Annotated in this window: 13 protein-coding genes; 5 read left to right on the forward strand and 8 right to left on the reverse strand. The window is 71.0% G+C overall.

What is annotated here, in order from left to right:
• The first annotated feature begins 66 nt into the window (after window positions 1–66).
• The gene (locus tag SROS_RS05400; RefSeq protein ID WP_012887873.1) at window positions 67–741 is read left to right on the forward strand and encodes a DUF11 domain-containing protein; all 675 of its coding nucleotides are present in this window, start codon (window positions 67–69) and stop codon (window positions 739–741) included.
• A 53-nt stretch (window positions 742–794) separates the two neighbouring features.
• On the opposite strand, the gene SROS_RS05405 is transcribed toward SROS_RS05400, so the two are convergent.
• From SROS_RS05405 to coaA, 8 genes are all read right to left on the reverse strand, one after another.
• Complete coding sequence (locus tag SROS_RS05405; protein WP_012887874.1) at window positions 795–1,262, reverse strand: hypothetical protein; 468 nt, start codon at window positions 1,260–1,262, stop codon at window positions 795–797.
• Between the two features lie 2 nt (window positions 1,263–1,264).
• Window positions 1,265–2,617: an AAA family ATPase gene (locus SROS_RS05410; RefSeq protein ID WP_012887875.1), complete on the reverse strand. Its 1,353-nt coding sequence runs from the start codon at window positions 2,615–2,617 to the stop codon at window positions 1,265–1,267.
• Window positions 2,618–2,665: 48 nt separating this feature from the next.
• Window positions 2,666–3,382, reverse strand: coding sequence for an ABC transporter permease (locus tag SROS_RS05415; protein WP_012887876.1), 717 nt, complete (start codon window positions 3,380–3,382; stop codon window positions 2,666–2,668).
• Window positions 3,383–3,384: 2 nt separating this feature from the next.
• The gene (locus SROS_RS05420) at window positions 3,385–4,299 is read right to left on the reverse strand and encodes an ABC transporter ATP-binding protein (RefSeq protein WP_012887877.1); all 915 of its coding nucleotides are present in this window, start codon (window positions 4,297–4,299) and stop codon (window positions 3,385–3,387) included.
• A complete protein-coding gene (locus SROS_RS05425) occupies window positions 4,296–5,174 on the reverse strand; it encodes an ABC transporter permease (protein ID WP_012887878.1) in 879 nt (292 codons plus the stop codon). Before SROS_RS05425 ends, SROS_RS05420 begins: the two co-directional genes overlap by 4 nt.
• Window positions 5,167–6,072, reverse strand: a complete 906-nt coding sequence (locus tag SROS_RS05430; protein WP_012887879.1) for an ABC transporter ATP-binding protein — start codon at window positions 6,070–6,072, stop codon at window positions 5,167–5,169. The genes SROS_RS05425 and SROS_RS05430 overlap by 8 nt, the downstream gene beginning before the upstream one ends.
• A 93-nt stretch (window positions 6,073–6,165) precedes the next feature.
• Window positions 6,166–7,113 (reverse strand): DUF389 domain-containing protein, encoded by a 948-nt coding sequence (locus tag SROS_RS05435; RefSeq protein WP_012887880.1) that lies wholly within the window; start codon window positions 7,111–7,113, stop codon window positions 6,166–6,168.
• A 133-nt stretch (window positions 7,114–7,246) separates the two neighbouring features.
• Complete coding sequence (coaA, locus tag SROS_RS05440; protein ID WP_012887881.1) at window positions 7,247–8,179, reverse strand: type I pantothenate kinase; 933 nt, start codon at window positions 8,177–8,179, stop codon at window positions 7,247–7,249.
• A 140-nt stretch (window positions 8,180–8,319) separates the two neighbouring features.
• On the opposite strand from coaA, the gene glmS reads away from it, so the two are divergent.
• The 4 genes from glmS (at window position 8,320) to alr (ending at window position 13,646) form a co-directional block, all read left to right on the forward strand.
• Entirely contained in the window at window positions 8,320–10,164 is a 1,845-nt protein-coding gene (glmS, locus tag SROS_RS05445) for a glutamine--fructose-6-phosphate transaminase (isomerizing) (protein ID WP_012887882.1), read from the forward strand.
• A 187-nt stretch (window positions 10,165–10,351) separates the two neighbouring features.
• Window positions 10,352–10,702 carry a holo-ACP synthase gene (locus SROS_RS05450; protein ID WP_043651395.1) on the forward strand — a complete coding sequence of 117 codons (351 nt, stop codon included), beginning with the start codon at window positions 10,352–10,354 and terminating at the stop codon, window positions 10,700–10,702.
• A 197-nt stretch (window positions 10,703–10,899) separates the two neighbouring features.
• Window positions 10,900–12,501, forward strand: coding sequence for an NAD(P)H-hydrate dehydratase (locus SROS_RS05455; protein ID WP_012887884.1), 1,602 nt, complete (start codon window positions 10,900–10,902; stop codon window positions 12,499–12,501).
• A 17-nt stretch (window positions 12,502–12,518) separates the two neighbouring features.
• Complete coding sequence (gene alr, locus SROS_RS05460) at window positions 12,519–13,646, forward strand: alanine racemase (protein WP_148268962.1); 1,128 nt, start codon at window positions 12,519–12,521, stop codon at window positions 13,644–13,646.
• Window positions 13,647–13,651 lie beyond the last annotated feature (5 nt).

Genomic DNA, 13,651 nt, shown 5'->3' on the forward strand with positions numbered 1-13,651 from the left:
CCGAGTCCATGAGTCCCGAATCCAGAGTTCATGAGCCGAATCCATGAGTGACCCGAAGGAGAAACCATGGCAGAGACCCGTTCCCCCGGCACCGCGCGGCGTGCCGCCGCCGTCTGCGGAGCCGGCGCGGCCCTGTTCCTCGCCCTTGCCGCACCCGCGGCGGCGTCCCCGCACAAGCCGCGCCCGCACGAGGAGGGCGGGAAGAAGGCCGCGGAGCCGGCCCCCACGCTGAGCATCAGCGTCGACAACGGCCGCACCAGCGCCAAGGAGGGAGACAGGCTCAGCTACACCGTGACCGTCCGCAACATCGGCACGACCGACGCGAGCGACCTCCGTCTCACCCAGAGCCTGCCGGCCGGGCTGAAACTCGTCTCGGCCGACCGCGACGGCAAGGCGAAGGCGGGGCATGTCACCTGGACCGTCGACCTGAAGGCCGGCAGGAACGCCACCTTCCACACCACCGCCGTGGTGCAGGCCACGCCGGACGACCTGCTGCGCCTGGCCACCGTCGCCTGCGCGAGCGCCGAGACGGACGACAAGCCGATCGTCTGCGCCACCCACTCCGACCAGCTGCCGGCCGGCGCCGCGGTGGCCGACGCCGCCCGGCCGTCCGCCACGCCCGCGCCCGCCCGCCCGTGGTACGTCCTCGCGGGGGCCGGCCTGCTGGTCCTGATGGTGTTCGGGCTGTGGACCGGTCGCCTCACGAAGCTCGGCGACCGCCCGCGGCGCTCGCCCTCCTGACGCTCCGAGCCCCCGTGTACGGCCCGCACCCCGGTGCGGGCCGTACACGTTGTTCAGGAATGGGACCGAAGCTGTGTGTCCAGGGTCCAGATGCCGACCTCCACGTTGACGACCCTGGTGCGGTAGAGCTCCCGTTCGGCCAGGATGCAGAGGTCTCCCAGACCCAGCTTGGCCATCACGTGGTCGGAGAACGGTGTCCCGGTCCCGGCTCCCGCAAGCAGCGAGTGGAGGAAGTCCTCGCCCCACTCGACGGTGTGGAGCACCCAGGGAGCTCGGCCGGTGATGACGAGTTCGAGGAGGGCGTGCAGCTTGTCGGCACGGTCCCTGCGGACCCTGCCGTCGGAGAGCTGGGCGATGTGATTACCGGTCTCGATGACGGCGGTGATGGGCAGGATGAGATCACACTCCTGCCTTTTCTCCTTCAGTTCTCGGGCGACCGCCTCGTAGTCCTGGTTTCTGCCGGGGACGTCGAGAAGATTGCAAAGTATCGAGGTGTCGACGAACTCCACTTTCCGGACCACCGTCAGCCGATCCCCATGAGCCGGTCGAACTCGGTGAAGTCACGGGCCGGAGCGGGTGCCCGCTCCAGAAGGCCGGAGGAGACGATCGTGCCGAGATCGCCTTGAGCCATCAAGCTGGGGTAGCCCTCCATCTCCGGAAGTTTCCGAAGGTGGGAAAGACCGGTGTCGCGGTCACGGGAGCAGACGACGACGTGCTCATGATCCTCCGCTTCGAGAGCCGAAAGCAGGGCGGGACTGTGGGTCGTGAAGATCACTTGGGAGGCGTTTTCCTGTGTGGCCTGCTTGACGAGGCCAAGTATCTCGGTGGCTTGGGAGGGGTGCAGGCCGTTCTCCAACTCTTCGATCACCAGAGTCGGGGGGCGGCCGTCATCCTCCGCGCCGCGCCCGCCGAGATCGAGGTCCTGCCCCTGACGGAGGAGGCTTGTGGCGATGGCCGCGAACCTCAGCAGGCCGTCGCTCATCTCCCTGGCCGGCGTGACGGCCCCGTCCTCCCGCAGGGCCAGCATCACGTCGTTGAGCGGTGAGCGGATGACCTCGATCCCCGTCACCTCGTGTTCGACGAGCCCCTGCACGCCGGCGACGAGTTGCCGGAACCGCTGGGGATCGTTCTCCCTCATGTGGCCGACCACGGCGGAGAGATTCTCGGCGGTCCGACGTAGCCGCGTGTCACGGCTGGGAACGTACTGCCTCATGAGGTGAGGCACGGGGTCCAGGTGGAAGACGCTGCGGAGCGCCTCCAGGACATCCTCCGCGGCCGTGGTGACGCGGTGCTCGGCCTCCGTCTCTCCCGCGAGCCTGAGTGGGAGCTGGCTGGTGAGCAGCCGGGTGGATCGGAACGGCGCTCTGGGGTCCCGCCCTCGCCGGCCGTTGTACCAGGTGGCGTCGATGCTGCCGGAGCCAGGGGCCGCGTCCACCGTCTTGAGGAGCTCGTGTGCGATCTGGCCTGCCGGGTTCCGCGTCGAACGGCGCTTCTCCGACAGGCCGCGGAGGGTCTCGCTGATGATCTCCGGTTCCGGGCGCACCTGAATGGTGACATCGAGCCATATGAGGATGTAGCCGCTCCCGACCCGGCTGGGGGACATAACGGTGCAACCAAGTCGGAATTGGTCCGCCCCATGGGGAGGACATCCCTCTATGCCTCCACGCAGGGGTCCTTCGTCACCTCGCCTGCTGTCCAGCGCGTCAACGAGGTCGGCTCCGGACGCCAGGCGGGACAGCACCTCAAGCCCGTCGAGGGCGTTCGACTTTCCACTGCTGTTGCGGCCGATGAGCGTCGTCATGCCACCCAGAGGAAGAGTCGCGTCCCGGAAGGTCTTGAACTCGGTGAGGCGCAGTTCCAGCAGGCGAGACTTCATACGTGAACCGTACATGTGCGCCCCCAGCCGCAGGGGGCGCACGCAGGGTCACTCGTCGCCGGTGAGGGAGAAGCTCCGCAGGCGCTGGCCGGCCCAGACGACGGCGCCGATGGTGACGATCAGCAGCGCGGGTACGGCGAAGCCGAGGGTGATCTCGGTGGAGAAGAACGGCGAGGACGACAGCTGGTCGGCGATCGACTGGGCCCACTGCTGGATGGAGAACCTGCGGGCGCCGGGGACGAAGTTGCCCACCACGCCCTCCCAGACCAGCGCGTAGACGATGCCGATCGTCACGGCGTGCCGGGTCAGCACGCCCAGCAGCATGAACACCGCGGCGTACGCGACGCCGCCGACGAGGGCGCCGAAGGCGAAGCCGGACGCGACCCCGGATTCGAGGCCGACCAGCAGGTAGGCCGCGACGAAGGTCGGCACGGCGGCGAACAGCGCGACTATCGAGGCGGCGACCAGGAACTTGGTCTGCGCGATGACCGGGCGGGAGATCGGCTTGGCCAGCAGGTGGATGATCGTGCCGTCGTCGATCTCGGGAGCGATCACCCCGGTCCCCGCGATCAGGCCCAGCAGCGGCAGCATGGTGCCGATGGCGAAGGTCCGCATGAGCGTGATCGTGGCGTTCTCGCCGTCGCTGCCGATCAACCGCAGGAGCACGGCCAGTCCGATCAGCACCACCGGCAGTATGATCAGCAGCCAGATCCGCCGACGGCCGAGCAGCGCCCGGTAGGAGATTCCGGCGATGACACCGTTCATGGTCAGCTGCTCCTGTTGATCAGATAGGAGAAGACACTCTCCAGGTCTTCGTCGGCCGGGGAGATCTGCCAGATCCGCACGCCGGCGTCCTTGGCGACCCTGGGCAGCAGCCAGGTGAAGCGCCGGAAGTCGACGGCCTGCACCTCCAGGCCCGTCTCGGTGAGCGAGACCGAGCCCGAGGACGCGTCGGCGATCAGCGCCGAGGCCAGGCGGCGGTCGTCGCTGGAGCGGACCCGGAACACGTGGGGCCGGTCGGTCATCCTGCGGCGGATCTCGCGGAAGTCGCCGGAGGCGGCGTGCCGGCCGGCGACCAGGACCTCGATGTGCTGGGCGACCCGCTCCACCTCCTCCAGGATGTGCGAGCTGAACAGGATGGTCTTGCCCGCGGTGCCCATCGCGCTGATCAGGTCCATCAGGTGCAGGCGCTGGCGCGGGTCCATGCCGTTGAACGGCTCGTCGAGCAGGAGCACCTCCGGGTCGTGCACGAGCGCCGCGGCGACCTTGACCCGCTGGCGCATGCCCTTGGAGTAGGTCTCCACCCTGCGATCCTTGGCGGGCTCCATCTCGACCATGGCGAGGGCCTTGCGCGCGGCGTCGTCGGGGTTGGGCAGGCGGTGGAGCTTGGCGCTGGACAGCACGTACTGCCAGCCGGTGAGGAAGCCGTAGACGGCCTCGCGCTCGGGGACCAATCCGATGGAGCGGTAGATCTCGTGGTTGCGCCAGATCGTCGTGCCGTCCAGGGTGACGGTGCCGCCGGAGGGCGCGAGGAACCCGGCCATCATGTGCAGCAGCGTGGACTTGCCCGCGCCGTTGGGGCCGAGCAGGCCGGTGACGCCCGGCCCGATGGTCATGGTGACGTCGTTGACGGCGACCACGTTGCCGTACCAGCGTGAGACCTGGGCCAGTTCGATTCTCATCGTGCGGCCGCCTTCCGGTAGCGCAGGACCAGGGCGGTCACCGACAGCGCGATCAGCGCGAGCATCAGCAGGATCGCCACCGCGACGCCCGCTCCCGACGGGTAGGTGGTGGGCGCCGAGGGGGCCGCGCCGAAGAGCCCCACCTGCACCGCGGCGTCGACGAGGAAGAACGGATTGATCATCCAGGCCCACGCGGCGGCGGTGTAGTTGTTCACCGACTCCATCGTCGCCGCGACGACGGTCGAGACGGCTGAGGTGAGCAGGTAGAAGGCGATGACCGAGGCCACGCCCAGGCCGCGCCTGGGGGTGAAGGAGGCGATCGCCACGCCGAGGCAGGCCAGCAGCACCGCGTAGGCGACGGCTCCGGCCATGCTGGTCAGGTAGGCGGTGGTGTGCGCAGGTCCGGGCAGGTCGATGACCAGCTCGCCGACGAACAGCACGGTGAGCGGGACCGCCAGCAGCAGGAACATCGCCACGACCATGGCCGCGAGCTTCGCCCCGATGTAGTCGATCAGCGTCACCGGGCGGGACAGGTAGAGCGGCAGCACGCGGAAGCGCAGGTCGGGTGCCACGGTGTACGGCGACTGCGAGGCGAGGAAGATCGCCAGTACGGCCTGCATGGTGGCCGCGTACGTGGTGTAGCCGATCGCCTCCTGCTTGACCAGCGCCATGATCGCGATGGAGACGACCGCGGGGAGCATCATGACGCCCGCGAGCAGGAACGGGATGATCTTCGCGCGGGCCGTGCGGCCCAGCCCGAACACCCCGCGCAGGCTGTGCAGGGCCAGCGACAGGGTGGCGTGGGCGCGGCCGAGCCGCACTCCGTCGTAGTGGCGGTATCCGATGTCGTGGATGACACCCGTGGGCTCAGACATTGACCGGCTCCCTGAAGACGTCCTCGATGCGCTGGCGGCCCTGTTCCATGCGGACGAGGCAGAGGTCGAGATCGCAGACGGCGTCGCGGAGGGTGTCGAAGGTCTCCGGCGCCCGGACGTGGACCAGGAGCATCCGGCCATGGGCGGTGACGTTCTCGCCCAGCTCGGTGAGGCGTGCCGCCAGCGCCTCCTGACCCTCCTCGACCTCCACGGTGACGGTCTGGGTGGTCTGGGTGAACTCGGCGATGGACGACGAGCGCAGCAGCCTGCCGCCGTCGATCACGATGACGTGGTCGCAGACCCGCTCCAGCTCGCCCAGCAGGTGGGAGGTGACCAGCACGCTGATGCCGAACTCGGTGCCGATCTTGCGGATGAGCGCGAGCATCTCGTCGCGGCCCTGCGGGTCGAGGCCGTTGGTGGGCTCGTCCAGCAGGACCAGGCGCGGGTCGTGCACCAGGGCCTGGGCCAGCTTGACCCGCTGCTTCATGCCGGTCGAGTAGCCGCCCATCGCGCGGTAGCGCTCCTCGTAGAGCCCCACGTGGCGCAGCACGTCGGCGGCGCGCTCCCGGGCGGCGGTGCGCGGCAGCCCCGACATCTGGGCCATGTGCACGGTGAACTCGGTGGCGGACAGGTCCGGTGGCAGACAGTCGTGCTCGGGCATGTAGCCCACGGCCCGGCGGATCTCGGCGCCGTGGGTCGTCACGTCCATGCCGAGCACCTGCGCGCTTCCGGCGGAGGGATCGAGCAGGCCCAGCAGGATCTTTATCAGCGTGGACTTGCCCGCGCCGTTGGCGCCGACCAGGCCGGTCACGCCGGAGCCGGCGGTGACGGTGAGCCGGTCGAGTGCCGTCACCCGGGGGAAACGTCTGGTCAGTCCCTCGGTGGCGAGGATAGTCATGGTCGGACACTACCTACCGGATGGCGTGAATTCCTCCGCCCAGCGAAGGAGTCGTCCCTCATCCGAGGGGTAGGGCGCTACCCCTACTTCCGGTCAGGGTCGCGGCGGCCGCGCCGGAAGTCGCGTGCCGTACCTGGACCAGTAGGCCTTCTGGACGACCAGCGTCACCGTGCCGGAGATGACCATGCCCGCGATGTTCACCGCGAGCTGGGCGACGGATGCCGCCATGTCGTCCCAGCGGGTCAGCGCCGCGGCGACCGCGAAGTATCCGGCGGCGGGGACCGTGGTCACCGAGATGAAGACGCCGACCAGGGCCGAGGACTTGCCCGCGGTGACCGAGAGCACCCCGGCCGCGCCCGCGAGCAGCGCCACGATGAAGGACCACCTGTCGGGCTTGACGATGAACTCGATCTCCTTGTGGCCGCTCAGGCTGGACGGCCCGATCCAGCCCAGCCCGCGCGAGACCAGCGCGCAGGCGAAGGTGATCGCGATGGCGGTCGCGAAGCCGATGGCCAGCGCGCGCAGAGCGCGGCCGATCAGGTGCCGGTTACCGCGGAGCAGGCCGAAGCAGATGGCGGCGATGGCCCCGAACTCCGGCCCCAGCACCATCGCGCCGACGATGAGGATGGGTGAGTCGACGACCACGCCTATCCCCGCGAGCTGGGTGGCGATCGCCAGGAACGCCAGGAAGGCCCAGGTGAGACGGGAGTCGTCACTGACCCGCTGGGCGAGCTCCGCCCAGACCACGGCGTCGTCCCCCTCGCCCGGAGCCTCCCGCTCGGCGCGGTCGGCCGCCTCCGAGAGCGACAGGTCGACCTGCTCGGCCGCGATGGAGCCGTCCGCGTACAGGCCGAGCCGCCGGAGCCGCTCGATCACCTCGTTGGCCGCTTCCCTGGCGACGTCGAACTGGATCAGGTCGCCTCGGGGGGAGCGGGCCACGCCGGGGAGCACGACCAGGTTGATCACACCGACGGCCCCGTCGAGCAGCGCCAGGACGTCGTCGGTCAGCTCGGGCGGACTGATGAGGCGTAAGTGCAGCACGCAGCCAACCCTAGAACCGGTCCGCGGCTCCCCGGACTCGGGCCGGACCGCCACCGGTCGCGCCGCTGGATCTCGGTGGTGAGACCTGGACCTCGGTGGTGGACCGCCGCGGGAGCGGCCGAGCGGTCCGGGGTCAGATGCGGCGCAGCCGTACGCGGCGGATCGAGTGGTCGGCGCCCTTGTGCAGCACCAGGCCCGCCCTGCCCCGGGTGGGGGCGATGTTCTGCACGAGGTTGAGCTCGTTGACATCGCGCCACACGTTCCTGGCGAACGCAGTCGCCTCGTCGTCCGACAGTTCGGCGAGGTATTTGAAGTAGGACTTGGGATCCTCGAAGGCCGTGCGGCGGAGTTTGTGGAAGCGGTCCACGTACCAGTCGCGGATGTGCTCGACCTTGGCGTCGACGTAGATGGAGAAGTCGAAGTAGTCGTTGACGGCGAGCGCGGTGGGCGGGGCGGGCTGCAGGACGTTGAGGCCCTCGACGATGAGGATGTCGGGCCGGCGCACGGTCTGGACGGCGCCGGGCACGATGTCGTACTCCAGGTGGCTGTAGACGGGCGCGCTCACCTCGGGCAGACCGGCCTTGACGTCGGCGACGAACCTGACCAGGGCCCGCCGGTCGTAGCTGTCCGGGAAGCCCTTCCTGTGCATGATGTCCCTGTCCGAGAGGACCTTGTTCGGGTAGAGGAAGCTGTCGGTGGTGATCCGGTCCACCCGGGGGTGCTCGGGCCAGCGGGCCAGCAGGGTGTGGAGCAGCCGGGCGGTGGTGGACTTGCCGACCGCGACGCTGCCCGCGATGCCCAGGATGTACGGCGTGGGCCGCTGACTGGCTCCCAGGAAGGTGTTGAGCGCCGCGCTGCGCTGCCTGGCACCGGTGAGGTGCAGGTTGAGCAGCCGGGTGAGCGGCAGGTAGATGTCGGTGACCTCTGCCAGGTCGATCGGATCGTCGACGCCGCGCAGCTCCTCAAGCTCGTCCTCGGTGAGCGTCAGGGACGTGTTCTTGCGGAGCTCGCTCCACTGCGCCCGGCTCAGCTCGACGTACGGCGTCGCGTCCCACCCGTTGGCCATAGTCCCGAAGCCTACTGATCGGTCGGGAGTGCTTCCGTGTGGGTAGGGCTTTACCCGATGCCGGGCAGGAATCTTGGGTTCTCCGGGGGGTTCTCCATAGGCTCAATGGCCGATCTTTCCCATGACAGAGGGAGTTGGCCATGTGCGGAATCGTGGGATACGTCGGCCGTCGGCAGGCGGTCGAGGTCGCGATCGAAGGGCTCGGGCGCCTGGAGTACCGAGGATACGACTCGTCCGGGATCGCGCTGATCGGGGCCGACGGGGCGCTGACCGTGGAGAAACGGGCCGGGAAGCTGGTCAACCTGCGCTCCATACTGGCCGCGCGGCCCGCGCCGCCGGCGATGGCGGGGATCGGGCACACCCGGTGGGCCACCCACGGCGCGCCGACCGATCGCAACGCCCACCCGCACACCGACTGCGAGGAGCGGATCGCGGTCATCCACAACGGCATCATCGAGAACTTCGCCGAGCTCAGGGCGGAGCTGGAGAACGACGGCCACAAACTCGCCTCCGAGACCGACACCGAGGTGGTGGCGCACCTGCTGGAGCGGTTCGCCGGGGACGGCCTGGCCGAGGCGATGCGCCGGGTGTGCCGGCGGCTGGAGGGGGCGTTCACGCTGCTGGCGGTCTCGGTCGACGAGCCGGACGTGGTGGTGGGTGCGCGGCGGAACTCGCCGCTGGTGGTGGGGCGCGGAGAGGGGGAGAACTTCCTCGGCTCGGATGTGGCGGCGTTCATCGCCTACACGCGGGAGGCGGTCGAGCTCGGCCAGGACCAGGTGGTCGAGCTGCGGACATCGGGGATCACGGTCACCGACTTCCACGGCGCCCCCGCCGAGACGCGGGACTACCACGTGGACTGGGACGCCTCGGCCGCGGAGAAGGGAGGCCACGACTACTTCATGCTCAAGGAGATCGCCGAGCAGCCGAGGGCCGTGGCCGACACCCTGCTCGGCCGGGTCGGGCCCGACGGGCAGCTGGTGCTGGACGAGATGCGGCTGTCGGACCAGGAGCTGCGGGACGTCAACAAGATCATCGTGATCGCGTGCGGGACCTCCTACCACGCCGGGCTCATCGCGAAATACGCCATCGAGCACTGGGCCGGGGTGCCGTGCGAGGTCGAGCTGGCCAGCGAGTTCCGCTACCGCGACCCGATCCTCACCAGGGACACGCTGATCATCGTGATCACCCAGTCCGGCGAGACGATGGACACGCTGATGGCCGTACGGCACGCCCGCGAGCAGCGGTCCCGGGTGCTGGCCGTCTGCAACGTGAACGGCTCCACGATCCCGCGCGAGTCCGACGCGGTCCTCTACACGCACGCGGGCCCGGAGGTCGCCGTCGCCTCCACCAAGGCCTTCCTCACCCAGCTCGTGGCCTGTTACCTGGTGGCGCTCTACCTGGCCCAGGTCCGGGGCACCAAGTTCGGCGACGAGATCTCCCAGATCATCGACTGGCTGGAGCAGATGCCGGCCAAGGTGGAGGAGGTCCTCGGGACCGTCGAGCCGGTCCGCGCGCTGGCCCGCTCGCTGGCCGACGAGCGCTGCGTGCTCTTCCTCGGCCGCCACGTGGGCTTCCCCGTGGCGCTGGAGGGGGCGCTGAAGCTCAAGGAGCTGGCCTACATGCACGCCGAGGGCTTCGCGGCGGGGGAGCTCAAGCACGGCCCGATCGCGCTGATCGACGAAGGCCTGCCGGTCGTGGTCGTCGTCCCGTCCCCGTCGGGCCAGCGCGTGATCCACGACAAGATCGTGTCCAACATCCAGGAGATCCGGGCCAGAGGGGCCAAGACCATCGTCATCGCGGAGGAGGGGGACGACGCGGTCGAGCCCTACGCCGACACGCTGATCCGCGTCCCGGCCGTGCCGACGCTGCTCCAGCCCCTGGTCGCCACGGTGCCGCTGCAGGTCTTCGCCTGCGAGCTGGCCGCGGCCAAGGGACACGACGTCGACCAGCCCCGCAATTTGGCCAAGTCCGTCACCGTGGAGTAAGCGCACGCGCCCCGCCTGCCCGGGATCGCTCCCCGCCCGGCGGGCGGTAATCCACAGCCTGTGGATAACGCCTATGGATTACCGGAGCACGGAAGGGGGAAGGGGATTGGATCGCCAGACGGGCCGGGCGTTTCCCGTCAACCGGTGGGAAACGGACGCGGTGCGCGGGCTTCGCTAACCTGGAGCCGTGATCGTGGGCATCGGCGTGGACGTCGTGGACATGGCGCGGTTCGAGGCGGCGCTGGAGCGGACCCCCGAGCTGCGGATGCGGCTGTTCACCGAGGTCGAGCGGGTGCTGGCCGTGCAGTCCCTGGCCGCGAGGTTCGCGGCCAAGGAGGCGGTGGCCAAGGCGCTCGGCGCGCCTCCCGGCCTGGCCCACCTGGAGGCCGAGGTGCGGACCGGCGCGCACGGCCGCCCCGAGCTGCACGTGAGCGGCCGGGTCGCCGAGGTCGCGGCGGCGCTCGGCGTGACGCGCTGGCACGTGTCGCTGACGCACGACGGGGGCGTGGCGGTCGCCTACGTGATCGCCGAAGGCTGACCCGCGCCGGGGCGCGCGTGGAGGACCGCCGGATGCCGGCCCGTGCCGGGGCGCGTGGAGGATCGCCGGAGGCCGGCCCGTGCCGGGGCGCGGACGAACCGCTCCGATGCCCGGCCCGTGCCGGGGCGCGGACGATCGGCGGAGGCCGGCCGTGCCGGAGCATGCGCGGACGATCGGCGCGGGATAGCGTCGGGATCATGCTGACCGCGTACACCACCGATCAGATCAGAGCGGCCGAGGCGGCGCTGATGGCCAGGCTGCCCGACGGCACGCTCATGGAACGGGCGGCCGCCGGGCTGGCGGCGATCTGCGCCGGGACGCTCGGCCAGGTGTACGGCTCCCGCGTCGTGCTGCTGATCGGCGGCGGCGACAACGGCGGCGACGCCCTCTACGCCGGCGCGCGCCTGGCCTCCAGAGGGGCCAGGGTGGACGCGATCCTCGCCGGGGCGCGGGTCCACGGAGCCGGGCTGGAGGCCCTGCGGCGGGCCGGTGGCCGCGTGACGGATCTCCGCGCCGCCCCGGCCGGAGGCGGCGGGATCGGTGGCGTCGGTGAGAGCACAGCGGCCGGCGTCGGCGGGATCGGTGGGAGCACAGCGGCCGGAGCCGGTGGGGACGCGGGGGCCGGGGCCGGTGGGATCGGCGGGGAAGCGGTGGCCGGCGAGCTGGTCCGGGCGGCCGACCTGGTCGTGGACGGGCTGGTCGGGATCGGCGGGGCGGGGGCCCTGCGCGAGCCGTACGCCACCCTGGTGGAGCTGACCGCCGAGGCGGCCGGCGCGGTGGTCGCGGTGGACGTGCCGAGCGGGGTGGACGCCGGCAGCGGGCGGGTCGACGGGGCGGCGGTCCGGGCGGACGTCACCGTGACGTTCGGGGCCTACAAGATCGGCCTGCTCGTCGACCCGGGCGCGGAGCACGCGGGCCGGGTGGAACTCGTCGACATCGGGCTCGGGCCCCACCTGCCGGGACCCGAGGGAACCGCGCTGACCGACGCCGACGTCGCGCCGCTGCTTCCCCGGCCCGGCGCGGGCTCCGACAAGTACAGCAGGGGCGTCGTCGGCGTCGCGGCCGGAAGCCACCAGTACACCGGGGCCGCGGTGCTGGCCGTCGGCGGGGCGATCCGGGCGGGGGCGGGCATGGTCCGCTACGCGGGGGTCGCCGAGCCGGTGGCCCAGGTGCGCGCCCGCTGGCCCGAGGCAGTGATCACCCCGCTGGAGCCCGGCGAGGGGATCGGCGAGGTGGGCCGGGTACAGGCGTGGGTGCTCGGCCCCGGGCTCGGCACCGGGCCCGAGGCGCTCGCCGTCGCCCGTTCGGTGCTGGCGAGCGACGTCCCGGTGCTCGTGGACGCCGACGCCCTGACGCTGGTCTCGCAGGACAGGTCGCTGCTCCGCCGCGCCGCGCCGGTGCTGATCACCCCGCACGCGGGCGAGCTGTCCCGGCTGCTGGACGTGCCCCGGGCGCGGATCGAGGCCCGGCGGCTGGAGCACGTACGGCGGGCCGCGGCGGAGCTGGGCGTGACCGTGCTGCTGAAGGGCTCGACCACCCTGGTCGCGCAGGAGGGCCGGCCGGTCAGGATCAACCTCACCGGCAGCCCCTGGCTCGCCACCGGAGGCACCGGCGACGTGCTGGCCGGGCTCGCGGGCGCGCTGCTGGCCGGCGGGCTCGGCGGATATGACGCGGCCTCCTGCGCCGCCCATTTGCATGGAATCGCCGGGCGGCACGGCCCGCTCGCCGCCTGGGACGTGGTCGAAGCCCTCCCGGAGGTCATCAGGTCGCTCGCCGATCGGCTCCGGCAAGGCGCCTGACCTGCCAGACTGAAAAGATGAGTTTCCCGATGACCCCGGCCGAGGCGCGGGTGGACCTCTCGGCGATCCGGGACAACGTCGCCCTGCTCGGAGAGCACGCACCCGGCGCCGAGATCATGGTCGTGGTCAAGGCCGACGGCTACGGACACGGGATGGCCGCCTGCGGGCGGGCCGCCCTGGAGGGCGGGGCCACCCGGCTGGGCACCGCCTACATCCGCGAAGCCCTGGAACTGCGGGCCGCGGGGGTGACCGCGCCGATCCTGTCGTGGATCATCCCGCCCGGCGAGCCGCTGGACGAGGCGGTAGGCCAGGGCGTGGAGCTCTCGGCCGGCACCCCGGCCCTGGTCGACGAGATCGCCGCGGCGGCCGGCCGTACGGGCGTGGCCGCCCGGGTGCACCTGAAGGCGGACACCGGCCTCGCCCGCGGCGGCGCGGCTCCCGCCGACTGGCCCGCGCTGGTGGACCGTGCCATGGCCCGGCAGTTCGAGGGGACGATCGAGGTCGCCGGGCTCTGGTCGCACTTCGCCTGCGCCGACATACCGGGGCACCCGTCCGTCCACGCCCAGCTCACCGCCTTCGACGACGCGCTGGCCATCGCGGAGAAGGCGGGTGCCGGGGGCTCCCACGTGATCCGGCACATCGCCAACTCCGCCGCGACGATGCTGCTGCCGCAGGCGCACTACGACATGGTCCGGCCGGGCCTCGCGACCTACGGCCTGAGCCCCGTGCCCGAGCTCGGAGGCTTCGGCCTCCGCCCCGCCATGACCCTGGTGGCGCGGATCGCGCTGGCCAAGAGGGTCCCCGTGGGTTCCGGAGTGTCCTACGGGCACCTGTACGTGACGGAACGCGAGACCACGCTTGGACTCGTCCCTCTCGGGTACGCGGACGGCATCCTGCGGCACGCCACCAACCGGGCGGAGGTGCTGGCGGGCGGCCGGCGACGGCGGATCGCCGGACGGGTCTGCATGGATCAGTTCGTGATCGACGTGGGGGACGACCCGCTGGCGGAGGGGGACGAGGTGATCCTGTTCGGTGACGGTTCGCGGGGCGAGCCGACCGCACAGGAGTGGGCGGATTCCCTTGGCACGATCACGCATGAGATCGTGACCAGAATCGGTTCGCGGGTCCCACGCGTTTACCGGTGAGAGGC

It is taken from the genome of Streptosporangium roseum DSM 43021, from assembly GCF_000024865.1.
Lineage (GTDB): Bacteria > Actinomycetota > Actinomycetes > Streptosporangiales > Streptosporangiaceae > Streptosporangium > Streptosporangium roseum.

Bases quoted from the DNA above. Each gene is read 5' to 3' on its own strand.
- SROS_RS05410 (WP_012887875.1), bottom strand. From the start codon at position 2,617: ATGAAGTCTCGCCTGCTGGAACTGCGCCTCACCGAGTTCAAGACCTTC.
- coaA (WP_012887881.1), bottom strand. From the start codon at position 8,179: ATGGCCAACGGGTGGGACGCGACGCCGTACGTCGAGCTGAGCCGGGCG.
- glmS (WP_012887882.1), top strand. From the start codon at position 8,320: ATGTGCGGAATCGTGGGATACGTCGGCCGTCGGCAGGCGGTCGAGGTC.
- SROS_RS05415 (WP_012887876.1), bottom strand. From the start codon at position 3,382: ATGAACGGTGTCATCGCCGGAATCTCCTACCGGGCGCTGCTCGGCCGT.
- SROS_RS05455 (WP_012887884.1), top strand. From the start codon at position 10,900: ATGCTGACCGCGTACACCACCGATCAGATCAGAGCGGCCGAGGCGGCG.
- SROS_RS05430 (WP_012887879.1), bottom strand. From the start codon at position 6,072: ATGACTATCCTCGCCACCGAGGGACTGACCAGACGTTTCCCCCGGGTG.
- SROS_RS05420 (WP_012887877.1), bottom strand. From the start codon at position 4,299: ATGAGAATCGAACTGGCCCAGGTCTCACGCTGGTACGGCAACGTGGTC.
- SROS_RS05400 (WP_012887873.1), top strand. From the start codon at position 67: ATGGCAGAGACCCGTTCCCCCGGCACCGCGCGGCGTGCCGCCGCCGTC.
- alr (WP_148268962.1), top strand. From the start codon at position 12,519: ATGAGTTTCCCGATGACCCCGGCCGAGGCGCGGGTGGACCTCTCGGCG.
- SROS_RS05425 (WP_012887878.1), bottom strand. From the start codon at position 5,174: ATGTCTGAGCCCACGGGTGTCATCCACGACATCGGATACCGCCACTAC.